Annotated in this window: 19 protein-coding genes and 1 pseudogene; 15 read left to right on the top strand and 5 right to left on the bottom strand. The window is 63.3% G+C overall.

The features are described 5' to 3' along the window. Both AC1ROB_RS15200 and recA read left to right on the top strand, forming a co-directional pair. A pseudogene (locus tag AC1ROB_RS15200) lies at window positions 1-1,094 on the top strand (beta strand repeat-containing protein); the annotation flags it as partial. A gap of 403 nt (window positions 1,095-1,497) precedes the next feature. After that, on the top strand, window positions 1,498-2,571 hold the full coding sequence (recA, locus tag AC1ROB_RS15195) for a recombinase RecA (RefSeq protein WP_492970287.1): 1,074 nt from the start codon (window positions 1,498-1,500) through the stop codon (window positions 2,569-2,571). Between the two features lie 133 nt (window positions 2,572-2,704). On the opposite strand, the gene AC1ROB_RS15190 is transcribed toward recA, so the two are convergent. Both AC1ROB_RS15190 and AC1ROB_RS15185 read right to left on the bottom strand, forming a co-directional pair. Then, on the bottom strand, window positions 2,705-3,361 hold the full coding sequence (locus AC1ROB_RS15190; protein WP_492970288.1) for an NADAR family anti-phage protein: 657 nt from the start codon (window positions 3,359-3,361) through the stop codon (window positions 2,705-2,707). After that, window positions 3,348-4,388 (bottom strand): phosphoribosyltransferase-like anti-phage protein, encoded by a 1,041-nt coding sequence (locus tag AC1ROB_RS15185; RefSeq protein WP_492970289.1) that lies wholly within the window; start codon window positions 4,386-4,388, stop codon window positions 3,348-3,350. Before AC1ROB_RS15185 ends, AC1ROB_RS15190 begins: the two co-directional genes overlap by 14 nt. A 582-nt stretch (window positions 4,389-4,970) precedes the next feature. Here AC1ROB_RS15185 and alaS point away from each other — a divergent pair. Genes alaS through AC1ROB_RS15170 form a run of 3 tightly spaced genes read left to right on the top strand, consistent with a single transcriptional unit; the run spans window position 4,971 to window position 9,904 of the window. Further along, window positions 4,971-7,631, top strand: a complete 2,661-nt coding sequence (gene alaS / locus AC1ROB_RS15180) for an alanine--tRNA ligase (RefSeq protein WP_492970290.1) — start codon at window positions 4,971-4,973, stop codon at window positions 7,629-7,631. Window positions 7,632-7,652: 21 nt separating this feature from the next. Then, a complete protein-coding gene (locus AC1ROB_RS15175) occupies window positions 7,653-8,837 on the top strand; it encodes a cyclic nucleotide-gated ion channel (RefSeq protein WP_492970291.1) in 1,185 nt (394 codons plus the stop codon). Continuing rightward, the gene (locus tag AC1ROB_RS15170; protein ID WP_492970292.1) at window positions 8,834-9,904 is read left to right on the top strand and encodes a beta-N-acetylglucosaminidase domain-containing protein; all 1,071 of its coding nucleotides are present in this window, start codon (window positions 8,834-8,836) and stop codon (window positions 9,902-9,904) included. Before AC1ROB_RS15175 ends, AC1ROB_RS15170 begins: the two co-directional genes overlap by 4 nt. Before the next feature lie 57 nt (window positions 9,905-9,961). Here the strand turns inward: AC1ROB_RS15170 and AC1ROB_RS15165 are convergent, their stop codons facing one another. Beyond that, window positions 9,962-11,173, bottom strand: a complete 1,212-nt coding sequence (locus AC1ROB_RS15165) for an NADP-dependent isocitrate dehydrogenase (protein WP_492970293.1) — start codon at window positions 11,171-11,173, stop codon at window positions 9,962-9,964. A 169-nt stretch (window positions 11,174-11,342) separates the two neighbouring features. Further along, window positions 11,343-11,924 (bottom strand): LOG family protein, encoded by a 582-nt coding sequence (locus AC1ROB_RS15160; protein ID WP_492970294.1) that lies wholly within the window; start codon window positions 11,922-11,924, stop codon window positions 11,343-11,345. Window positions 11,925-12,151: 227 nt separating this feature from the next. On the opposite strand from AC1ROB_RS15160, the gene AC1ROB_RS15155 reads away from it, so the two are divergent. Then, entirely contained in the window at window positions 12,152-12,598 is a 447-nt protein-coding gene (locus tag AC1ROB_RS15155; RefSeq protein WP_492970295.1) for a c-type cytochrome, read from the top strand. A gap of 53 nt (window positions 12,599-12,651) precedes the next feature. Here the strand turns inward: AC1ROB_RS15155 and AC1ROB_RS15150 are convergent, their stop codons facing one another. Further along, window positions 12,652-13,344, bottom strand: a complete 693-nt coding sequence (locus tag AC1ROB_RS15150; protein WP_492970296.1) for a cytochrome b/b6 domain-containing protein — start codon at window positions 13,342-13,344, stop codon at window positions 12,652-12,654. Between the two features lie 132 nt (window positions 13,345-13,476). Between AC1ROB_RS15150 and AC1ROB_RS15145 the strand changes: the two genes are divergently transcribed. From AC1ROB_RS15145 to guaA, 9 genes are all read left to right on the top strand, one after another. Beyond that, entirely contained in the window at window positions 13,477-14,496 is a 1,020-nt protein-coding gene (locus AC1ROB_RS15145) for a LysM peptidoglycan-binding domain-containing protein (protein WP_492970298.1), read from the top strand. 132 nt (window positions 14,497-14,628) lie between these two features. After that, window positions 14,629-15,645 carry a Ppx/GppA phosphatase family protein gene (locus tag AC1ROB_RS15140; RefSeq protein ID WP_492970764.1) on the top strand — a complete coding sequence of 339 codons (1,017 nt, stop codon included), beginning with the start codon at window positions 14,629-14,631 and terminating at the stop codon, window positions 15,643-15,645. Continuing rightward, window positions 15,645-16,331, top strand: a complete 687-nt coding sequence (locus tag AC1ROB_RS15135) for an RlmE family RNA methyltransferase (RefSeq protein WP_492970299.1) — start codon at window positions 15,645-15,647, stop codon at window positions 16,329-16,331. Before AC1ROB_RS15140 ends, AC1ROB_RS15135 begins: the two co-directional genes overlap by 1 nt. 102 nt (window positions 16,332-16,433) lie before the next feature. Then, entirely contained in the window at window positions 16,434-17,156 is a 723-nt protein-coding gene (locus tag AC1ROB_RS15130) for a transglutaminase-like domain-containing protein (RefSeq protein ID WP_492970300.1), read from the top strand. A gap of 10 nt (window positions 17,157-17,166) precedes the next feature. After that, a complete protein-coding gene (gene guaB / locus AC1ROB_RS15125) occupies window positions 17,167-18,630 on the top strand; it encodes an IMP dehydrogenase (protein WP_492970301.1) in 1,464 nt (487 codons plus the stop codon). 7 nt (window positions 18,631-18,637) lie between these two features. Continuing rightward, a complete protein-coding gene (locus AC1ROB_RS15120; protein ID WP_492970302.1) occupies window positions 18,638-19,915 on the top strand; it encodes an RsmB/NOP family class I SAM-dependent RNA methyltransferase in 1,278 nt (425 codons plus the stop codon). Between the two features lie 36 nt (window positions 19,916-19,951). Beyond that, on the top strand, window positions 19,952-20,431 hold the full coding sequence (locus AC1ROB_RS15115) for a tetratricopeptide repeat protein (RefSeq protein WP_492970303.1): 480 nt from the start codon (window positions 19,952-19,954) through the stop codon (window positions 20,429-20,431). Between the two features lie 115 nt (window positions 20,432-20,546). Beyond that, complete coding sequence (locus AC1ROB_RS15110) at window positions 20,547-21,038, top strand: tetratricopeptide repeat protein (protein WP_492970304.1); 492 nt, start codon at window positions 20,547-20,549, stop codon at window positions 21,036-21,038. Window positions 21,039-21,088: 50 nt separating this feature from the next. Continuing rightward, on the top strand, window positions 21,089-22,648 hold the full coding sequence (guaA, locus tag AC1ROB_RS15105; protein ID WP_492970305.1) for a glutamine-hydrolyzing GMP synthase: 1,560 nt from the start codon (window positions 21,089-21,091) through the stop codon (window positions 22,646-22,648). Window positions 22,649-22,660: the final 12 nt, after the last annotated feature.

Raw genomic sequence — 22,660 nt, 5'->3', positions numbered from 1 at the left:
CCACCGATATCGCCGAACTGGGCACCACGCAGATCGCGGCGCTCACCGCCACCCAGGTTGGCGTGCTGAGCACCGCGCAGATCGCCGGCCTGGCCACCACGCAGGTGGCGGCGCTTCAGACCACCGACCTGAATGCCCTGAACACCACGCAGACCCGGGCCCTGACGGCGACGCAGGTGGCGGCGCTCACCACCACGCAGATCGCGGGCCTGCAGACCACCGATATCGGTGAGCTGACCACGACGCAGATCAAGGCGCTGACGGCGGCGCAGGTGGCGGTGCTCAGCACCACCAATCTGAATGCCTTTGCCACCACGCAGACGCAGGCCCTGACCGCGACCCAGGTGGCGGCGCTGAGCACGACGCAGATCGCCGGCCTGCGCACCACCGACATCGCCGAACTGGGTACGGCCCAGGTGCAGGCGCTGACGGCGGCGCAGGTGGCGGTGCTCAGCACCACCAATCTGAATGCCTTTGCCACCACGCAGACGCAGGCTCTGACCGCGACCCAGGTGGCGGCGCTGAGCACGACGCAGATCGCCGGCCTGCGCACCACCGATATCGCCGAACTGGGCACGGCCCAGGTCAAGGCGCTGACGGCGACGCAGGTGGCGGCGCTCAGCACCACCAACCTCAATGCCCTGGTCACCACCCAGGTGCAGGCCCTTGCCACCACGCAGGTGGCGGCCCTGACCACGACCCAGATCGCCGGTCTGCGCACCAGCGATATGGCCGAGCTGGGCAGCACGCAGGTGCAGGCGCTGACGGCCACGCAACTGTCAGCGCTGAGCACCACCAATCTGAATGCCCTGAGCGGCTCGCAGACACGGGCGCTGACCACGACGCAGATACAGGGCCTGAGCACCACCCAGATCGCCGGCCTGCGCTCGACCGATATCAACGAGCTGTACCGGACGCAGCTTCAGGCCTTCTCCACCGCCCAGGTGGCGGCGATCGCCACCACGGCCATCAGCGGGCTGAGCGCGAACGACATCCTGGCGTTCAGCCCGGCCCAGGCGAATGCCTTCACCTCCGCGCAGGTCTCGGCGCTGAACCGCTGGCAGTACCGCGCCTGGCTCGAGGCGCTGGCTTAAGGACTGGGAACAGCGCGGCGCGTCCTGCCTGAGCCCGGCTGCGACTCGCCTATCAGGCCTCTGAAATCCCATTTATCTCTGGTTACGTGGCGTGGGAATTTCACCCCCATAAGGCGAAATTCACCCATTTGAATGGCCACAAAAGGCCAGTTTTATCGGCTAACCGGCCTGGAAAGAGCGGGACCGGCGCCTTCCGGACAGGGCGGCGGGGAATCGCCCGGCAGGCTGAACGCCCGCGAACATCGCAGCATAGCTTTGAGAACATCAGTAGAATAGACCAGCAAAATCAGGGACATGCAGGGGCCGCAAGATTTTGCTGGACAATGGCAACGATATAGGAACATATGGGGTCAGAACGGCGTATAATTGCAATTCACTGGTCCCCATGAAAGGATGCCCCGCAATGTCGTCCCCCTCTCTTCGGCTCGTGGACAAGGAAAATATGGATAAGGGTAAGGCTCTGGAAGCGGCGCTCTCGCAGATCGAGCGCAATTTCGGCAAGGGCTCGGTGATGAAGCTCGGCCAGCGTCAGAGCATGGAGGTGGAGTCGATCTCCACCGGTTCGCTCGGCCTGGATATCGCACTCGGCATCGGCGGCCTGCCGAAGGGCCGCATCGTCGAGGTCTACGGTCCGGAAAGCTCGGGCAAGACCACCATCGCCCTGCATGTCGTGGCCGAGGCCCAGAAGAAGGGCGGCACCTGCGCCTTCGTCGACGCCGAACACGCGCTCGATCCGTCCTATGCCCGCAAGCTCGGTGTGAATATCGAGGAGCTGCTGATCTCGCAGCCCGATACCGGTGAGCAGGCGCTGGAAATCGCCGACACCCTGGTCCGCTCCGGCGCCATCGACGTGCTGGTCATCGACTCGGTCGCCGCCCTCGTGCCCCAGGCCGAACTGGAAGGCGAGATGGGCGACACCCATGTCGGCCTGCAGGCCCGTCTGATGAGCCAGGCGCTGCGCAAGCTGACCGCCTCGATTTCCAAGTCGAACTGCATGGTCATCTTCATCAACCAGATCCGCATGAAGATCGGCGTGATGTTCGGCAGCCCGGAAACCACCACCGGCGGCAACGCGCTGAAGTTCTACGCCTCTGTCCGCCTCGATATCCGCCGCATCGGCGCCATCAAGATCCGCGACGAGGTGGTGGGCAACCAGACCCGCGTGAAGGTGGTCAAGAACAAGGTGGCGCCCCCGTTCAAGGTGGTCGACTTCGACATCATGTATGGCGAGGGCGTCTCCAAGACCGGCGAACTGATCGACCTGGGCGTGAAAGCCAATGTGGTCGAGAAGTCGGGCTCCTGGCTCTCGTTTGACAGCCAGCGCATCGGCCAGGGCCGCGAGGCCGCCAAGGTCTTCCTCAAGGAAAACCCTGAAGTGGCCAATCGTATTGAAGCCGCGATCAAGGCCAATACCGGCATCGTGGCCGCCGCGATCGACGCCGGCCCGGATGCGGGCGAGGCCGAAGACGCGGAATAGGATTTCCCCAAGCTCAACGCCGGCAAACCACGGCGCCTGAGTTAATCTCCTCCATGGGAAAAGCCCCGGCAGCGGACCTCGCTGCCGGGGTTATTTTTTGGGCTTAGGCTTTGAGTGAATAGAAAGTTTGGAATTATAAGAATCTTGATTGCAGTTCTTCTGTTTTTCTCAACGCCACAGAGGCATCAATTGTCTCAATTGTTTTTCCAAGCAACATAAAATTCAAAACGCTTGCAGGAGGATGAACGATTTTTAAGTCGCCATTTACGTCGTGTTTTAACTTCTCTCGCAATTCCATAAGCAATCGACCGAGTACATTCTGCCCGATTAAGGTTTCTTCAGTTTCGTCAGTTATTTTCGCGCCCCAGTAATCATCTTTCCGCGACTGTTCAACAATTTGCCTGTCCTGTGTTGCCAATAGAAGACGACCAAACTCCTCATAGTGTTGAGCAAGTTTCACTCGAAGGCACCAGCGCATTATTTTGAAACGCACCTCGTCCCAGTCTGGTCGCGTATCAGCGCGATGGGGCTTGCCCTTCATTTTTGCGGTCATCGGGCTGTGCTGACTGATGATTTCTTGCTGAACATTTGGAAGGTGAGGAAAGCGACAGGCTTGATAAAGCGCTTCAGAAGTCAGTATCCGAACACCATTCACTCTAAGTGGAAAGCCTGAGGCCATATTAGATAAACCACCAAAACGCTCTTTCGTCTTATAGACGATAACAACCTCCGCTCGAGAGTACGTACGGAGATCGCTCGTGGTTTCAGGCGGCGCGCTAGTAGAGGTCATTAAATAAGTTCTCCGGTGCTGCGTAAGTCTTCCGTTGCAGCAAAGGGTACCACTGAAGAGCACCAGAAGTTGCCGTAGGGTCGCCCCACCAGAGCGCTAACGGGCAATTGTTAGAGCAGTTCCGGTAGGTAGTTATCAACGAGCCAAATCCCACCCCAAAACCGCTGAAACCAAGAGGTCTGATAAAATCCTTTGGAGACTGGATTTTGGATCTAATTTTAACGCCGGAGATTAGAAATTCTGTTTCAAGGAGTTGTCGGCCATTTTCGGAAGAAAAGACGCCCAAGGTACCCCCGGCATTTCGTAAAGCCAATGCATACTTCTTCTCAGATTCTACATATGCTTTGACAGCGGGATCAGGGGGGATTGTTGCAGGCCAAAGTACATTCGAGTTGTCTTTGTGAAATTTTTGGTTCTCGACTGGATTCAATAATCTCCAAAAATGAATATCGATTTTCTTTCCTGACGCAGAAATGGCTTTTTTCAAACGTGTGCTCGTAAGATAGTAGTGACCGCCAGTATGAAGTGCGATCAGAATTACATGGACAACGGCAGTAGCCGGAGCCTTTGTTGCGATCCATTTTTCTAGGTCGCTTGCAACACGACCTCCGGTGAACAAAACGTCATCTAAATAAATGTAGTGCCCGCCTGCTGCACCACAATCAGTCAATTTCAGCTCGCATTGCTCGTGCAATGCACTAGCGAACAACTCAACCATTTCTTTTTGACTTTGCCCTGCTTGCTGAATGCGTAAAAGGTTGGCGCTGGCCCAATAGCTTTTAGGGTCTTTACCTGCAAGTCCCTCGTTCTTCACTAAGCCACTAAGAAATTTCTGGACCATCTCCTTAGTAAGGAAGGTCTGCCGGATGACGTGATCAAATTCTCTGAGGAACTCTAGTCTAGTCTGAGGGGAAAATTGATCCGCCCAACGCGCGACGTGAGCTGAATCGGGTTGGGGCAGTTCCCCTGCGCGATATGTTTGAATTGTCTTCGCAATTGATGCCACTAAGTCGTTTTGCGTCGCCATTCTTATCCCCCATCCCACGCACAGTTTATGTTTTAGATAGAGAAGCTGGAAGGGGGCGTATTTGCGGTTGCGGGGTTTGAGGGACGATATGTTATTGCATGGATTTGAGGTTCGGCTGCTTCCGGCCGCCGGGAGCTATCTGGCGTGGGAGAATTTGTCTCCTCCATGGACCCCGGTATCGCCCGCGCGATACCGGGTTTTTTGTCTCTTGAATCTGGCTGCCCGGTTCCTAAATGTTCTTCACGTCTCTGATTCCAGCCCGATCAAGGACTTAGCAGCGCTCTAAGCTGGAATAAGGGTGGAATAAGCCGGAATAAGAGTCGAATAAGCGCAAATAAGCATGGGATAAGGCCGGAATAAGCCCGGGCAGGGCGCCGCAAACGATCCATGGACGGGCCTGGGCATCGCCGCCAATTCCCTATCCGACCAAGGACTTAACCAGCCTGAGACCGGCTGGACAGGGGCGGGGCGGACCGTTAAGACAGGTCTCTTGCCGGATGCGGTCCGGCTCATGACAATTGCTCGTTCCAGCAGACTACAGGCGGCCGGGGTCGGTCGCCGCCGACCAGGGGTATGAAGTCAATGTCCTCCGCCAGCGACGTCCGCCAGGCCTTCCTCGACTACTTTGCCAAGAACGGGCATAGCGTGGTCGATTCCTCGCCGCTGGTGCCGCGCAACGACCCGACCCTGATGTTCACCAATGCCGGCATGGTGCAGTTCAAGAATGTCTTCACCGGCCAGGAAAAGCGCCCTTATACCCGCGCCACCACCTCGCAGAAATGCGTGCGCGCCGGCGGCAAGCATAACGACCTCGACAATGTCGGTTACACCGCGCGCCATCACACCTTCTTCGAGATGCTCGGCAACTTCTCCTTCGGCGACTATTTCAAGGACGACGCGATCCCGCTCGCCTGGAACCTGATCACCAAAGAGTATGGCCTGCCGAAGGAAAAGCTCTGGGTCACCGTCTATCACGATGACGACCAGGCGCATGGCATCTGGAAGAAGATCGGCGTGGCCGAGGATCGCATCGTGCGCATCGCCACCTCGGACAACTTCTGGGCCATGGGCGATACCGGTCCCTGCGGTCCGTGTTCGGAAATCTTCTACGACCACGGCGACAAGATCTTCGGCGGCCCGCCGGGCAGCCCGGATGCCGATGGCGACCGCTATATCGAGATCTGGAATCTCGTCTTCATGCAGTTCGAGCAGGTGACGAAGGAACAGCGCATCTCACTGCCGAAACCTTCGATCGATACCGGCATGGGCCTGGAGCGCATCACCGCGGTGATGCAGGGCAAACACGACAATTACGACATCGACCTGATGCGGGCGCTGATCGAGGCTTCGGCCGATGCCTCGCACACCGATGCCGATGGCGAGCACAAGGTCAGCCATCGCGTGGTGGCCGACCATCTGCGCTCCTCCTGTTTCCTGATCGCCGATGGCGTGCTGCCGTCGAACGAGGGCCGCGGCTATGTGCTGCGCCGCATCATGCGCCGCGCCATGCGCCATGCCCAGCTCATGGGCTGCAAGGAGCCGTTGATGCACCGCCTGGTGCCGGCGCTGGTGGGCGAGATGGGCCGCGCCTACCCTGAACTCGGCCGCGCCGAAGCGCTGATCGCCGAGACGCTGAAGCTGGAGGAAACCCGCTTCAAGCAGACGCTGGATCGTGGCCTCAAGCTGCTGGATGAAGCCACGGCCAGCATGTCGAAGGGCGACATGCTGCCGGGCGAGACCGCCTTCAAGCTCTATGACACCTACGGTTTCCCGCTCGACCTGACCCAGGATGCGCTACGTCCGCGCGGCATCAACGTCAATCTCGACGGTTTCCAGTCGGCCATGGCCGCGCAGAAGGCCGAGGCCCGCAAGGCCTGGGCCGGTTCGGGCGAGGCGGCGACCGAGAAGGTCTGGTTCGAGACCAAGGAAGAGAAGGGCGCCACCGAATTCCTCGGCTATGACACGCAAGTGGCCGAAGGCCGCATCGACGCGATCATCGTCAACGGCCAGCCGGTCAGCGAAGCGAAGACCGGCACCGAGGTCGCCGTTGTGCTGAACCAGACGCCGTTCTATGGCGAGTCCGGCGGCCAGCAGGGCGACAGCGGCCTGATCGTGACGGCCGGCGGCGCCAGGGTCGAGGTCAGCGATACCCAGAAGAAGCTCGGCGCCCTGCATGCCCATCTTGGCAAGGTGACCGAAGGCACGCTGAAGCTGGAAGACATGGCGATCCTCACTGTGGATGCCACGCGTCGCGGCGCCATTGCGTCGAACCATTCGGCCACGCATCTGCTGCATGCGGCGCTGCGTCGCAAGCTGGGCGATCACGTGACGCAGAAGGGTTCGCTGGTTTCCCCGGATCGTTTCCGCTTCGACATCAGCCACCCCAAGCCGATCAGCGCCGATGAGGCTGCGGCCGTCGAGGCTGAAGTGAATGTGATGATCCGCCAGAACGATGCCGTGACCACGCGGCTGATGACGCCGGACGAGGCGATCAAGGCCGGCGCCATGGCGCTGTTCGGTGAGAAATATGGCGACGAGGTGCGCGTGCTCTCGATGGGCAAGCTGGAGGACGGCAAGGATTACTCGGTCGAACTCTGCGGCGGCACCCATGTGAAGCGCACGGGCGACATCGCGCTGTTCAAGATCGTCAATGAAGGCGCGGTTGCCGCCGGCGTGCGCCGCATAGAGGCGCTGACCGGCGAGGCCGCGCGGCATTACTTCCTGGAACAGGAAGGCACCCTGCAGGCCGCCGCCGATGCGCTGAAGGCACAGCCGAAAGACGTGCCGCAGCGCTTGACCGCACTGCTGGACGAGAAGCGCAAGCTGGAGCGCGAACTGTCGGAACTGCGCAAGCAGCTCGCCCTGGGTGGCATGAATGGCGGCGGCGGCGGTGCCGGCGCCCAGGTGAAGGATATCAAGGGCGTGAAATTCTCCGCCCGGTCGCTCGATGGCGTGCCGGCCAAGGATCTGCGCGGCATGGTCGATGCGATGAAGAAGGAAATCGGTTCCGGCGTCGTGGCGCTCACCTCGGTGGCGGACGGAAAAGTTTCTGTTGTCGTCGGCGTCAGCGCCGACCTGACCGGCAGGATCAATGCGGCCGAGCTGGTGAAGATCGCCACGCCGCTGATCGGCGGCCAGGGCGGCGGTGGCCGGCCTGACTTTGCGCAGGGCGGCGGTGCCGATCCGGCCGGCGCCGGCAAGGCGCTGGACGCCATCGCGGCCGAGATCGACAAGGCCGCATAACCGGAAAAGGCAGCTGGCGCGATGACCGAACAGGGCTGGCGCCAGGTCTGCTTCGACCTTCTGGCCGATGACCGCCGCGATGCGCGCCCCGGTCATCGCCTGACTTCCTGGCTGATCGTTATCAGCGTTCTGGCCTGCGCCGTCGCCATCATGCTGGCCACGGTGCCCGGGCTGGATGCGCCAAGCATCTTCTGGCTCGACCGCCTGCGCGAGGCGACCGATATCCTGTTCACAGCCGAGTATCTGCTGCGCATCTGGATCGCACCGGTCTATGCCCATGGCGGTCGGGTTGGCGCGGCCGCGATGCGGCGGCGCTATATGGGCTCGTTCCTTGGCGTGGTCGACCTGCTGGTGATCCTGCCCTTCTGGATCAACCTGGTCGTGCCATTCCCGCGCGACCTGTTCCTCGCCACCGAGATGTTCACGCTGTTCAAGCTGGCGCGCTACACGCCGGGTCTGGCGCTAGTCGCCGCCGTGCTGAAGCGCGAGGCACGGGGCCTGACCGCGGCGCTGGTCGCCGTCAGTGTCATGCTCGTGGTGGGTTCCTCTATCATATATGTGTTGGAGCACGAGGCGCAGCCCGAGGTGTTCGGCTCGATCCCCAAGGCGCTGTGGTGGGGTATCGTTACTGTCGGCTCGGTCGGTTACGGCGACATGATCCCGGTCACGCCGCTGGGCAAGCTGTTCAACGGCTTCATGATCGTGATCGGCGTCGGCACGATTGCCATTCCCGCCGGTCTGCTCGCGTCAGGCTTTGCCGAGGAGATCAAGCGCCGCGAATTCATGGTCACCTGGCGCGCGGTGGCGGCGCTGCCGCTCTTCGCCAAGCTGGATGCCAGTTCGATTGCCGAGATCGCCAGCCTGCTGAAAGCCCAGGTGGTGCCCAGCGGCACCGCCATCGTGCGACGGGGCGAGCGCGCCGAAGCGATGTTCTTCATCATGGCCGGCGAGGTGGAGGTCGAGATCCTGCCCAAGCCGGTGGTGCTCGGGCCCGGCCAGCATTTCGGTGAGATCGCGCTGCTGCGGCGCACGGATCGTACGGCGACGGTCAGCGCCATCACCGATTGCCGCCTGCTGGCGCTCGAGGTGACCGACTTCCAGCGCCTGCTGCAGGTGCACCCCACCATCCGCGACCATATCGACCGCATCGCCACCGAACGGCTGGAACAGCGCGGCCAGATGGAGACCGGGCCTTCAGCCACATGAGCGCGCCGCCGCTGGGGATCATTGAGGGTTTCTACGGCCGGCCCTGGGCCTGGCAGGACCGGCTCGTCACGCTTACGCGGCTCTCCGGCCATGGTTACGGCTTCTATCTCTACGCACCGAAGGGCGATCCCTTTCTGCGTCGTCGCTGGCAGAAGGAACATCCGCCCGAAATGGCGCAGCGGCTGGCCGAACTCAGCATCCATTGCCGCAGCCTGGGCCTGCGCTTTGGCATCGGCCTCAGTCCCTATGAGCTGTATGCCAAGTTCGGCGCCGGCAAGCGCGCGGCGCTGGCGCGCAAGCTCAGCTTCCTCGACAGTCTGGGTATCGACGATCTCGCCATCCTGTTCGACGACATGCAGGGCGACCGCGACGATCTTGCCGTGCGCCAGCTTGAAATCATCGACTTCGTGGCGGCGCGGACCAAGGCCAGCCGGCTCATCGTCTGCCCGACCTACTACACCGACGATCCGATCCTCGACCAGATCTTTGGCCAGCGGCCGGCGGGCTATGTCGAATCGCTGGGCCGTGAACTCGATCCGGCCATCGCGGTGTTCTGGACCGGCGACAAGGTTTGTTCGACCGCGATTGCGCCCGACTATCTGGAAAGCGTTGGCGGCCGGCTGCGACGCAAGCCGCTGCTATGGGACAACTACCCGGTCAACGACGGGCACATGATGTCGCAATACCTTTACCTGCGCGGTTTCGACAACCGCCCGGCCGCCATCGGCGCGCAGCTTTCCGGACATGCCATCAACCCGGCCTTGCAGCCCACGCTCACCTGCATTCCGGCGCTCACGCTGGCGGCCCTGTATCGCGAAGGGGCAGGCTATCGCGCGGAGGAAGCATGGGACAGAGCGGCGAGGGAACTGCTGGGCGAAGCGTTTGCGGAACGGCTCCGCGCCGATATCGCGGCACTGCAGGATACGGGGCTGGATCAGCTGACGCCTGACCAGCAGGCCGGGCTCCGCAGTCGCTATGGCAGCATCGAGCATCCGGCAGCGTGTGAGATCGTGCAATGGCTGGACGGTGCCTTCCGCATCACGCGCGAAGAGGTCAAGGCGCAATAAAGAAAAAGGGCCGCGTCATGGACGCGGCCCTTTCGGTCCGGAATGAAGGACCGCGGCTTACGCCAGGGCCTTCTTCATATTCTCGTCGATCTTGTCCAGGAACTTCTGGGTGGTCAGCCAGGGCTGGTCCTTCGAGATCAGGATCGCCAGATCCTTGGTCATGAAGCCGGCCTCGACCGTGGAGATGCAGACCTTCTCCAGCGTATGGGCGAACTTGTCCAGATCGGCATTGCCATCCAGCTTGGCGCGATGCATCAGGCCGCGCGTCCAGGCGAAGATCGAGGCGATCGGGTTGGTCGAGGTCTCGCGGCCGGCCTGGTGTTCGCGGTAGTGGCGCGTCACTGTGCCATGGGCGGCTTCGGCTTCCACCACCTTGCCATCCGGCGTCATCAGCACGCTGGTCATCAGGCCGAGCGAGCCAAAGCCCTGCGCCACCACATCGGACTGCACGTCGCCGTCGTAGTTTTTGCAGGCCCAGACGAACTTGCCCGACCACTTGATGGCGCAAGCCACCATGTCGTCGATCAGGCGGTGTTCGTAGGTGATGCCGGCGGCCTTGAACTTGGACGAGAATTCCTGCTCGTAAACTTCTTCGAACAGGTCCTTGAAGCGGCCGTCATAGGCCTTGAGGATGGTGTTCTTGGTCGACAGGTACAGCGGCCAGCCGCGCACCAGCGAGTAGTTCATGCTGGCGCGAGCGAAGTCGCGGATCGAGTCATCCAGGTTGTACATCGCCATGGCGACGCCGCTGCCGGGGGCCTTGAAGACCTCCTTCTCGATGATCTTACCGTCTTCGCCGACGAACTTGATGGTCAGCGTGCCCTTGCCGGGGAAGCGGAAGTCGGTGGCGCGATACTGGTCGCCGAAGGCATGGCGGCCGACCACGATCGGGTCGTTCCAGTGCGGCACCAGGCGCGGCACGTTCTTGCAGATGATCGGCTCGCGGAAGATCGTGCCGCCGAGGATGTTGCGGATGGTGCCGTTGGGCGACTTCCACATTTCCTTCAGCTTGAACTCGGTCACGCGCTGTTCGTCCGGCGTGATGGTGGCGCATTTGACGCCGACGCCGTGTTTCAGGATCGCATGGGCGCTGTCGATGGTGACCTGGTCATTGGTCTGGTCGCGGTATTCGACGCCGAGATCGTAGTAGAGGAGATCCACATCCAGGTAGGGAAGGATCAGCTTCTCCTTGATGAACTTCCAGATGATGCGGGTCATCTCGTCGCCGTCGAGCTCGACGACCGGATTCTTGACCTTGATCTTCGCCATAAACGGGCCCCTCCACAGTCACGGTTTGCATGATTTGAGCGATGGCCCGGACCCTAGCAAAGCCGGCCGGCCGGGCAAAGCCCTTGGGGCCCGGGCGGCGGGTGGATTTAAACTCTAGGCGGGGCGAGAAAAGGTCAAACCGGCCGCTTTCGGGGCCGGGACCTGCGTATCAGATCTTGCTGGTCCGGTCCGCATGTTCCGGCGCCGGCTCGGCCAGCAGGGCGGCGATCACCGCTTCGGCATCCTCCACCACGGTATAGAGGGTGGTCGCGGTGCGGCGGGCAAAGCCGCGCTCGATCACGGTCTCGATCAGGGCCATGAGCGGATGCCAGTAGTCTTCGGTGTTCACCACCAGCACCGGCTTGTCATGCAGCTTGAGCTGCCGCCAGGTGATAACCTCGAAGAATTCGTCCAGCGTGCCCAGACCGCCGGGCAGGGCGATGAAGGCATCCGACATCTCGACCATCATCTTTTTGCGGGTGTGCATGCTGTCGACCACATGCAGCTCGGTCAGCCCGGTATGGCCCACTTCCCAGTCATGCAGATGGTTCGGGATGATGCCGACCACTTCGCCGCCGGCTTTCAGGACGGCATCGGCCACCACGCCCATCAGGCCGATGCGGCCGCCGCCATAGACCAGACGGATGCCGTTCTCGGCCAGGCGCTGGCCAAGGATCTGGGCCTGGGCGGTATAGACCTGGCTCTCGCCGAGGCTGGAGCCGCAATAGACGCAGACGGAACGAATGGCCATGGGGGTAATCCGGAAGGCTGAAATGGCGGTTCAAAGGGTGGGGATGGGTAGCTGATTCCGCCCCCGGATACCAGCGGAAAAGCCCGGTCGCCGCCGGACGAAAGGCCGGGACCGGCGGCTCTAAAATTTTCGTGAGGATGAAAGGGTTTGTCGTCTGTCCGCCCATGAACCGGGTATAGATGGAGTTGGCCCGGACAGCAGACGGGTCTCAATCGAGGGGACTAAACATGGCAATGTGGCATAAGGCCATCCTGGCGGCAGCGCTCGGTCTGGCAGTGGCATCCGCAGGCGGCTACGCCTGGGCCCAGGCGGACGCGATCAAGGCCCGCAAGGACGGTTTCCAGGTCTTCCGCGTTTCGGCGGGGGCGATCAAGAAGGTGGTGGACGATAACGGCCCGGCCTCGGCTACCGTCGCGCCGGCCGAAGCCATCGCCGCCCAGGCCGGCAAGCAGCTCCAGCACTTCCCGGCCGGCTCCGACAAGGGCGAGACCAAGGCCAAGCCGGACATCTGGACCAACTGGGCCCAGTTCGAGGCCAACATGAAGGATCTGGAATCCAAGGCTGCGGCGGTGGCGACCGCTGCCAAGGCTGGCGACATGAATGCGGTGAAGGCGGGCTTTGGCGCCATGGGCGCGTCCTGCGGCACCTGCCACAAGGCCTTCCGCATGGATTGACCGTTCCGCAGGGAATGGCAAAAGGCGCGGCCTTTGAGCCGCGCCTTTTTTATTTATTTGATCAGGCGCAGGCCGCCGAAAACCACGATCAGGCAGAGGGCGAAGAGCGCCAGGGCCAGCAGCGGATGGCCGCCCGGCGCATCGGCTGCGGCCGCAGCCTGCTTGCGGCCGGTCACCATCGGGGTCACCAGGTTTTCCTTCTTCACCGTCAGGTAAAAGACCGTGGACAGCAGATGCACGGCGATCACCGCGAGCAGGGCCCAGATCGCCAGCCGATGGGTGGTGCTGAGCAGGGCGCTGGTGCTGGTGGCCACCTTGGAATAGAGCGGCCCCTCGGTGAAGATGTCATCGCTGGTGAACAGGCCGGTCACCGCCTGCAGCAGCAAAAGCGCCAGCATGGCCAGCACGGCATAGCCGCCGACCGGGTTATGGCCGATATATTTCGGCCCCGGTCGGCCGAAGAGGGTGCCCAGATAGCGCAGGCCCGCCATCGGCCCGGCGACGAAATCGCGGAACCGGGCATACCGGTTGCCGGCAAAGCCCCAGATCAGCCGGAACAGCACCAGCGCCAGCACCACCTGGCCCAGGGTCATATGCAGGTCGAGCTTGCCCTGCCAGCCGGTGAAGACCATGGCCACCACCAGGGCGACCAGGGCCCAGTGGAACAGCCGGGTGGGGAGGTCCCAGACCCGGATCGAGGCGGTTTGGGGTGAACCGGCGGGGCCGGCAGACGTTTCAATGCTCATGGGGGCAACGATCAGGGCTGGTGAAATTCAGTAAGGATTTGCAAATCTTGGGCAAGTTAGAGGAGTTGCGGGTCCTCTGACGAGGACTTAATCTCACCCGTCGTTCACAATAAAGCTAGCCGGGAAAATCGAGTGCGAGGCAGTCGTTTCTTCTTCATCCTTCTCGGCGTCGCTGTTCTGGGCATCCTGGCGGTGATTTTCTTCGGCGCCGATCCCAACAAGCGCGGCATGACCCCGACGGCGAATATCCCGCCGCCGCCGGTTCCCGCAGCCCCCGTTGCACCGTCGCCCGACAGCGTGGCCAAGGCCCCGCCAAGCTTCGATGTGGTGCGCATCAGCCGCAACTGCACCTCCGTCTTTGCGGGCCGCGCCATGGCCGGTTCAGTGGTGGTGGTGAAGGCCGGCCAGCGCGAACTGGGCCGCGTCACTGCCGATACCCGCGGCGAATGGGTGCTGGTGCCCGATCTGCCGCTGGAACGCGGCAACCAGGAATTCATGCTGGAATCGCAGATGCAGGGCCAGGAGTCGATCAAGGCTGAAGCCAGCGTTGTCGCCGTCGTGCCGGAATGCCAGCCGGGCGAGGGCGGCGAGCAGGCGATTGCCGTGCTGACGCCGCTGAAAGGCGCCAGCCGCCTGCTGCAGCGTCCCGATGGCGCGATTGATCCGGCGCGCAAGGGCCTGTCGCTGGATGCCATCGAATACGATCAGGCCGGCAACCTGATCCTGTCGGGCCGCGCCCAGCCGGGTTCCACCGTGCAGGTCTATCTGAACAACGAGCCGATCGGTGTCGCCAATGCCGACGACAAGGGCCGCTGGAGCCTGAAGCCGGACAAGGCCGTCGATCCCGGCATCTATTCGCTGCGTGTCGACCAGGTCGAACAGGCCGGCGGCAGGGTCGCCTCGCGCCTGGAGCTGCCGTTCAGCCGGGCCCGGCCGGAGGACATCCAGCTGAACGCCGATGGCAGCAGCGTGGTGGTCCAGCCCGGCAACAGCCTGTGGCGCATCGCCCGGCAGGTTTATGGCCAGGGGCCGCTCTATACCGAGATCTACCGCGCCAACCAGGGCAGCATCGTCGACCCGGACATGATCTATCCGGGCCAGATCTTTGCCCTGCCGCGCGAGGGCCGTCAGGCGCCGCCCAAGGCGAACTGACCGCGGAAATGCAGCAATGCCGCCGCTTCTTCCGTGCCTTAACGGGGGAGCGGCGTCGCGCTACACTGATCGCATGATCGGATTTGCCATACCCTGCGCGGCCCCGCTGCCCCGGACCCTGGTTTCGTGACCATGGAAGCCCCCGTTGCACGGCAGGGTGCCCCCCACGGCGTCCCCGCCCGGGGCGCGCCGCCGACCTTTGCGGCCATTGACCTGGGCACCAACAATTGCCGGCTGCTGATTGCGCGGCCGCTGCGCGATGGCTTCCGGGTCGTCGAGGCGTTTTCGCGCATCGTCCGTCTGGGCGAAGGCCTGAGTATTTCCGGCCAGCTGTCCGATGCCGCCATGGCGCGCACCATCGAAGCCCTGAAAATCTGTTCCGAGAAGATGGCGCGGCGCAATGTGGACGTGGCGCGCGCCGTTGCCACCGAAGCCTGCCGCCGTGCCGGCAACGGCGCGGAATTCCTGCATGAAGTGCAGAGCGCCACCGGCATCAAGCTCGACATCATCTCCAGCCAGGAAGAAGCACGGCTGGCGCTGACCGGCTGCGCGCCGTTGCTGGAGCCGCCGCATCGCCAGGCCATCGTGTTCGATATCGGCGGCGGCTCGACGGAAATCCTCTGGGCCCGCCTGCATGGCGGCGGCCGTACCGAGGTGATCGACTGGATTTCGCTGCCCTTCGGCGTCGTCAACCTGACCGAGCGCTTCGGTGCCGGCCATACCGACAGCGGCACCTATCAGCAGATGATCGACGAAGTGGCCACGGCGCTGCAGCCCTTCGAGGACAAGCACAAACTGTCGCAGCAGCTGACCGACAACAATATGCAGGTGCTGGGCACCTCGGGCACCGTCACCACGCTGGCCGGCCTGCTGCTCAATCTGCCGCGCTACGAGCGCCGCCTGGTCGATGGCTGCTGGCTGGATTATGCCAAGGTGATGGCGCAGTCGCGGCTGCTGGCCTCGCAGAGCGTGCCGGAACGGGCGCTGTATCCCTGCATCGGCGAGGAGCGCGCCGATCTGGTGGTGGCGGGTTGCGCCATTCTGGAAGCCCTGTACAAGTTCTGGCCGACCGAACGCCTGCGGGTCGCCGATCGCGGCGTGCGCGAGGGCGTGCTGGTCGAACTGATGCGCCAGCGCAGGAGATACTGATGCCGCCGCGCAAAGCCGGCCCCAAAGTCAAAGTGAAAACCGCGCGTGGCCGCACTGTCGGCTCGGCGAAATGGCTGCAGCGTCAGCTCAACGATCCCTATGTTGCTGCCGCCAAGGTGGATGGCTGGCGCAGTCGCGCGGCCTTCAAGCTGATCGAGCTGGACGACAAGTACAAACTGCTGAAGCCCGGCATGCGCGTGCTTGATCTGGGGGCGGCGCCGGGCGGCTGGACGCAGGTGGCGGTCAAGCGGGTGAAGTCGCAGGACAAGGGCCCGGGTGCGGGCGGCGGCTTCGTCCTGGGCGTGGATATCAACCCGGTCGATCCGATCCCGGGCGCGTCCCTGTTGCTGCAGGATTTCCTGGCCGAAGGCGCCGAAGAGGCGGTGATCGATGCGCTGGGCGGCAAGGCCGATCTGGTGCTGTCGGACATGGCGGCGCCGGCCACCGGTCATCGCCAGACCGACCATATCCGCATCATGATGCTATGCGAGGTGGCGCTGGATTTTGCCACCCGCGTGCTCAATCCCGGCGGCGGCTTCCTGGCCAAGGTGCTGCGCGGCGGTACCGAGAATGACCTGCTCACCATGATGAAGCGGGATTTCCGCACCGTGCGGCATGTCAAACCGCCGGCTTCAAGGGCGGATTCGGCGGAATCTTACGTCATCGCCAGCGGTTTTCGTGGCTAACAGCCCATAATCTCTGCCTATTTCGAGGCTGGACCGGGCGGCAAAGACGGTCTATATCCTCCGCGGCAAGACACCCACTCCCAGTCAGGAGCCGCCTTGCCAATGACCGCGCCGGAGCTTTCCGAGCCCGCGGTGGACCCGGCATACCTTGCCGCCACCCCCTACATCGACAGCGATCATGCGGCCGTGCGCGCCCTGGCGCGCGAAGCAGTGGGGGATGAGACGGATCCGAAGGCCAAGGCGATCCGGCTGTATTACGCGGTGCGCGACCGCTTCCTCTACGATCCCTATGCCGTCGACGTGACGCCCGAAGGCATGCGCGCCTCCAATGTGATCGCCAAAGGCCATGGCTTCTGCGTCAACAAGGCACTGCTGCTGGCCGCTGCCGCCCGGGCCGAGGGCATCCCGGCGCGTCTCGGCCTGGCCGATGTGAAGAACCATCTGGCCACGGCGCGCCTGCGCGCCCAGATGGGCACCGATATCTTTTACTATCATGGCTTTGCCGAGCTGTTTCTGGACGGTAAGTGGGTGAAGGCGACGCCGGCCTTCAACCTAGCGCTCTGTGAGAAATTCCGCGTGCTGCCGCTGGAATTCGATGGCGAAACGGACTCGGTGTTCCATCCGTTCGACGCCGACAACCGGCGGCATATGGAATATGTGGCCGACCGCGGTAGTTATGCCGACATGCCCTTCGATGAATGGCGCGACGCCATGCTGACCCATTACCCCGACCTCTGGCGCATCGACCGTGCTGGTGGAGATTTCGCGGCGGAAGCCGCGGTGGAAGCCGATAACAACAATAAAACCTCGCCCAGATCGCGTTAAGGAGCCTTCGATGCAGTTCCGTGAAGCCTATACATTCGACGACGTGCTGCTCGAGCCGGCGGCATCCAGCGTGCTGCCCACCGAAGTGGATACGCGTACGCGCCTGACCCGCAGCATCGAACTCGGTATTCCGCTGCTCTCGGCGGCGATGGACACAGTGACCGAAAGCAAGATGGCGATTGCCATGGCGCAGGCCGGCGGCATGGGCGTGATCCACAAGAATCTGACCATCGAGGAACAGGCCCGCGAAGTCACGGCTGTGAAGAAGTTCGAGAGCGGCATGGTGGTCAATCCGCTGACCATCCGCCCCAATGAGACGCTGGCCGATGCGCTGGCGCTGATGGAGCGCTATGGCATCCACGGCATTCCGGTGACCGAGACCCATGGCGGCAAGCTGGTCGGCATTCTGACCAATCGCGATGTGCGTTTCGCCTCCAACATGCTGCAGCCGGTCCACGAACTGATGACCAAGAGTCCGCTGATCACGGTGCGCGAAGGCGTATCCAGCGGCGAGGCCAAGAGGCTGCTGCACCAGCATCGCATCGAGAAGCTGCTGGTGGTGGACGAGGATTATCGCTGCGTCGGCCTGATCACCGTGAAGGATATCGAAAAGGCCCGCCTGCATCCGAATGCCGTGAAGGACGAGCAGGGCCGCCTGCGCTGCGCCGCCGCCGTCTCCACCGGGTCCGACGGCCTGGAGCGCGCCCAGGAACTGATGAACAGCGGCGTTGATGTGATCATCGTCGATACGGCGCATGGCCATTCCAGCCGCGTGCTGGAAACCATCACCGCGATCAAGAAGGTGTCGAACCGCACCCAGGTGATCGGCGGCAATGTCGCCACCGCGGAAGGCACCAAGGCGCTGATCGATGCCGGGGTCGATGCTGTCAAGGTCGGTATCGGTCCGGGCTCGATCTGCACCACGCGCATCGTCGCCGGTGTCGGCATCCCGCAGCTGACGGCTGTGGTGGATGCCGTTGCGGTGGCGGCGAAGTCCGGTGTCCCGGTGATCGCCGATGGCGGCATCAAGTTTTCGGGCGACGTGGCCAAGGCGATCGCCGCCGGCGCCAGCGCCTGCATGATCGGATCGCTGCTGGCCGGTACCGACGAAGCGCCGGGCGAAGTCTTCCTCTACCAGGGCCGTTCCTACAAGTCCTATCGCGGCATGGGCTCGATCGGCGCCATGGGCCGCGGCTCGGCCGACCGCTACTTCCAGCAGGAAGTGAATGACAAGCTGAAGCTGGTGCCGGAAGGCATCGAGGGCCGCGTCGCCTACAAGGGCCAGGCCGGGGCCATCCTGCATCAGCTCGTCGGCGGCCTGCGCGCCGCCATGGGCTATACCGGCAACGGTACGCTGGAGGCCATGCGCACCAACTGCCGCTTTGTCCGCATCACCTCGGCCGGCCTGCGCGAAAGCCATGTGCATGACGTGGCGATCACCCGCGAGGCACCCAACTACCGGCAGGAGGGTTGAGGTCTCCATGACGCCTGCGGCGCGGCTCGCCGCCAGCATCGAGATCATCAGCGAAATCCTGCAGCGCGCCGCTGCCGCTGACCGTGTGGTCACCGACTGGCAGCGGCGCAGCCGTTTTGCCGGTTCAAAGGATCGCCGGGCGGTGAGCGAAACCGTCTATGCCGTGCTGCGCGAACAGGGCATGCGGCGCTGGCGTATCGAGCAGACCGGCGCCGAGCTGACACCACGTCTCCTGGTCTTTGCCGATGCGTCCACGCCGCCGCATGTCTGGCGGCAGCTCTGTGCCGATGGCGGCTACGGCCCGCCGCCGCTGGACGAGACCGAAACCGCGGCGCTCCTGCGCCTGCCGTCCGATGAAGACGCGCCGCTCTGGGCGCGCGCCAATCTGCCGCCGGCAGTGGCCGACATGGTGCAGGCCACATTCGGCAGCGATACCGAGATGGAGCTGGCGGCGCTGAATGGCCGCGCACCGCTCGACCTGCGCGTCAACACGCTGAAGAGCAATCGCGAGCTGGTGCTGGAACAGTTGCGCGCCGATGGCATCGCTGCGGCTGCCACGCCGCTGTCGCCGATCGGCATCCGCATCCCCGAGCGCGTGCGCCTGGACATGAATTCGCTCTATCGCGACGGCCTGATCGAGCCGCAGGACGAGGCGGCCCAGCTCGCCGGCCTGCTGGTCGATGCGCGGCCCGATGAACTGGTGATCGATCTCTGCGCCGGCGCCGGCGGCAAGACGCTGCTGCTGGCAGCAACCATGCGCAACCAGGGTGAAATCCAGGCCGCCGACAATGACCAGCGGCGGCTGGAGCGGCTGGTGCCGCGGCTGGATCGCGCCGGTGCTCGCAATATCGTGATCCATGATGCCGATGCGCTGCCGCAACTGCTGGGCGCGTTCGAGGGCAGGGCTGATCGCGTGCTGCTGGATGTGCCCTGTTCGGGCAGCGGCACCTGGCGGCGCAATCCGGAAGCGCGCTGGCGCTACGATCCGGCCAGCCTAGACGAGGTTTTGCGGCGTCAGCGCGGCCTTCTCAGCGATGGCGCGCGGCTGGTGAAACCGGGCGGCCGGCTGGTCTATGCGACCTGCTCGATCCTGCCGGCCGAGAATGGCGACCAGGCCGACTGGTTCCTGGAGCATCACGGTGAGTTTACGCCGCTGCCTCTGGCCGATGCCTGGCCGCCGGGTGTAACCGATCAACGCATACGTTCCGGCGACCGTCTCAGCCTCACCCCGTACCGGCATGGCACCGATGGTTTCTTTGCCGCCGCATTCCGGAGGCAGGCATGAGCGGCCAGGAACGGCATCTTTGCGAGGAGCCTGTCCATGTCCCGTCTCTCGATCTCCCGTTTCACCCTGGCCCTGCTGGCGAGCCTGCTGATTGCGGCACCGGTCTTCGCCGCCGGCGGCAGCGATCCGGCACCGGCCGCCAAGCCGGTCGATCCGAATTTCACCGAGGGCAAGAAAGCCATCGACGCCAAGGACTGGGCGAAAGCCATTCCGCTGTTCGAGCAGGTGGTGGCCAAGGATGCGCAGAATGCCGATGCCTTCAACTGGCTGGGCTATGCCTGGCGCAACCAGGGCAACTACGACCAGTCCTTTGCCTTCTATGCCAAGGCGCTGGCGGTCAATCCGCGGCATCGCGGCGCCCACGAATATGTGGGCGAGGCCTATCTGAAGGTGAACAATCTGGAAAAGGCCGAGGAGCATCTGAAGCGGCTCGACAGCCTGTGCACCTTCGGCTGCGCCGAATACACCGAACTGAAGGCCAAGATCACCGCCTACAAGGCTGCCAAGCCGAGCTGACCGGCTCGGTCCGCCCGTCCAACCGGGCCATCCGGACCCCGGCTTCGGCCGCGGCGAGGGTGGCCCCCGTCGGGCCGGCCGGGATATACTGGCGGCCCCATCAAGGAGCCGTGCCATGATCCGTTCCGGTCACCGTTTCCCCCGTATTTTCCTGGCTGCTGTTCTGGCGCTGGCCCTGCCGGCCGCGCCGGTGTTCGCCATGGGCAACAACGATCCCGGCGCCGGCATGCCCAAGGCCGCCGATCCGAATTTCACCGAAGGCAGGAAGGCCATCGACGCCAAGAACTGGACGGTCGCCATCGACCTGTTCCAGAAGGTGGTGGCCAAGGACGCGAAGAATGCCGACGCCTTCAACTGGCTCGGCTATGCCCAGCGCAACCAGGGCGACTATGACAAGGCCTTCGCCGCCTATGGCAAGGCGCTCGAACTCGATCCCAAGCATCGCGGCGCGCATGAATATGTCGGCGAGGCCTATCTGAAAGTGAACAACCTGGCGAAGGCGGAAGAGCATCTCAAGACGCTGGATGCGCTCTGCACCTTCGGCTGTGCCGAACTGACCGAACTGAAAACCAAGATCGCTGCCTACAAGGCGGCCAAGCCGAGCTGACGTCCCCGCGCCAGCCCGCACCACGACAAGCAGAGGAGCTTTAAACGCCGATGGCGGAGCGCATTCTTATTATCGATTTCGGATCCCAGGTCACCCAGCTGATCGCGCGCCGCGTTCGTGAATCCGGTGTCTATTGCGAAATCGTACCCTTCCAGAAGGCAGAAAAGTGCCTGGACCTGGTGAACGATCACGGCACGCTGAAGGGCATCATCTTCTCCGGCGGGCCGGCCTCCACCACGGAAGAATTCTCGCCGCGCGCACCGGAAGGCGCCTTCAAGCTCGGCCTGCCGATCTTCGGCATCTGCTATGGCGAACAGACCATCTGCATGCAGTTGGGCGGTAGTGTCGAGACCGGCCATCATCGGGAATTCGGCCGCGCCTTCCTCGAGATCAAGGACGACTGCGACCTGTTCGACGGCGTCTGGGCCAAGGGCGAGAAGCACCAGGTCTGGATGAGCCATGGCGACAAGATCACCGAGATCCCGACCGGCTTCCGCGCCGTCGGCGTCAGCGATGGCTCGCCGTTTGCCGCCATCGCCGACGATGTGCGCAGGATCTACGCCGTGCAGTTCCACCCGGAAGTGATGCATACGCTGGACGGCGCCAAGCTGCTGCGTAATTTCGTGCGCAAGGTGGCAGGCTGCAGCGGCGAATGGACCATGAAGGGCTTCCGCAACGAGGCCATCGCCAAGATCCGCGAGCAGGTCGGAAAAGGGCGCGTGATCTGCGGCCTCTCCGGTGGCGTGGATTCTTCTGTCGCGGCCGTGCTGATCCACGAGGCGATCGGCGAGCAGCTGACCTGCGTCTTCGTCGACCACGGCCTGCTGCGCAAGGGCGAGGGCGGGGAGGTCGTCCGCCTGTTCCGCGACCATTACAACATCCCGCTGATCCACAACGATGCGTCGGCGCTGTTCCTGGGCAAGCTGGCCGGCATCAGCGATCCGGAGACCAAGCGCAAGACCATCGGTGGCCTGTTCATCGACGTCTTCGAGGCCGAGGCCAAGAAGATCGGCGGCGCGCAGTTCCTCGCCCAGGGCACGCTCTATCCGGACGTGATCGAGAGCATCAGCTTCTCCGGCGGCCCCAGCGTCACCATCAAGTCGCACCACAATGTTGGCGGCCTGCCGGCGCGCATGAACATGCAGCTGGTTGAACCGCTGCGCGAGCTGTTCAAGGATGAAGTCCGTATGCTGGGCCGCGAACTCGGCCTGCCGGAGTCTCTCGTCGGCCGGCATCCCTTCCCCGGCCCGGGCCTGGCCATCCGTATTCCGGGCGATATCACCAAGGAAAAGCTCGACCTGCTGCGCGAGGTGGATGCGGTCTATCTCGACGAGATCCGCCGCTCCGGCCTTTACGACCAGATCTGGCAGGCCTTCGCCGTGCTGCTGCCGGTGCGCACCGTCGGCGTGATGGGCGATGGTCGCACCTATGATCAGGCCTGCGCCCTGCGCGCGGTGACCTCGACCGACGGCATGACGGCGGATTACTTCCCGTTCCCGCACGACTTCCTCGGCCGCGTCGCCACCCGCATCATCAACGAGGTGCGCGGCATCAACCGCGTGACCTACGACATCACCTCCAAGCCGCCCGGCACCATTGAGTGGGAGTGATGCTGGATCAGG

This window comes from Ferrovibrio sp. GW821-FHT12F09, assembly GCF_058806775.1.
The sequence above is the reverse complement of the archived record's forward strand: the minus strand, read 5'-3'. Positions and strand labels throughout refer to the sequence as shown.

Bases quoted from the DNA above. Each gene is read 5' to 3' on its own strand.
- alaS (WP_492970290.1), top strand. From the start codon at position 4,971: ATGTCCTCCGCCAGCGACGTCCGCCAGGCCTTCCTCGACTACTTTGCC.
- AC1ROB_RS15185 (WP_492970289.1), bottom strand. From the start codon at position 4,388: ATGGCGACGCAAAACGACTTAGTGGCATCAATTGCGAAGACAATTCAA.
- recA (WP_492970287.1), top strand. From the start codon at position 1,498: ATGTCGTCCCCCTCTCTTCGGCTCGTGGACAAGGAAAATATGGATAAG.
- guaA (WP_492970305.1), top strand. From the start codon at position 21,089: ATGGCGGAGCGCATTCTTATTATCGATTTCGGATCCCAGGTCACCCAG.
- AC1ROB_RS15110 (WP_492970304.1), top strand. From the start codon at position 20,547: ATGATCCGTTCCGGTCACCGTTTCCCCCGTATTTTCCTGGCTGCTGTT.
- AC1ROB_RS15155 (WP_492970295.1), top strand. From the start codon at position 12,152: ATGGCAATGTGGCATAAGGCCATCCTGGCGGCAGCGCTCGGTCTGGCA.
- AC1ROB_RS15150 (WP_492970296.1), bottom strand. From the start codon at position 13,344: ATGAGCATTGAAACGTCTGCCGGCCCCGCCGGTTCACCCCAAACCGCC.
- guaB (WP_492970301.1), top strand. From the start codon at position 17,167: ATGCAGTTCCGTGAAGCCTATACATTCGACGACGTGCTGCTCGAGCCG.
- AC1ROB_RS15130 (WP_492970300.1), top strand. From the start codon at position 16,434: ATGACCGCGCCGGAGCTTTCCGAGCCCGCGGTGGACCCGGCATACCTT.
- AC1ROB_RS15160 (WP_492970294.1), bottom strand. From the start codon at position 11,924: ATGGCCATTCGTTCCGTCTGCGTCTATTGCGGCTCCAGCCTCGGCGAG.
- AC1ROB_RS15165 (WP_492970293.1), bottom strand. From the start codon at position 11,173: ATGGCGAAGATCAAGGTCAAGAATCCGGTCGTCGAGCTCGACGGCGAC.
- AC1ROB_RS15175 (WP_492970291.1), top strand. From the start codon at position 7,653: ATGACCGAACAGGGCTGGCGCCAGGTCTGCTTCGACCTTCTGGCCGAT.
- AC1ROB_RS15190 (WP_492970288.1), bottom strand. From the start codon at position 3,361: ATGACCTCTACTAGCGCGCCGCCTGAAACCACGAGCGATCTCCGTACG.
- AC1ROB_RS15140 (WP_492970764.1), top strand. From the start codon at position 14,629: ATGGAAGCCCCCGTTGCACGGCAGGGTGCCCCCCACGGCGTCCCCGCC.
- AC1ROB_RS15120 (WP_492970302.1), top strand. From the start codon at position 18,638: ATGACGCCTGCGGCGCGGCTCGCCGCCAGCATCGAGATCATCAGCGAA.
- AC1ROB_RS15135 (WP_492970299.1), top strand. From the start codon at position 15,645: ATGCCGCCGCGCAAAGCCGGCCCCAAAGTCAAAGTGAAAACCGCGCGT.
- AC1ROB_RS15115 (WP_492970303.1), top strand. From the start codon at position 19,952: ATGTCCCGTCTCTCGATCTCCCGTTTCACCCTGGCCCTGCTGGCGAGC.
- AC1ROB_RS15170 (WP_492970292.1), top strand. From the start codon at position 8,834: ATGAGCGCGCCGCCGCTGGGGATCATTGAGGGTTTCTACGGCCGGCCC.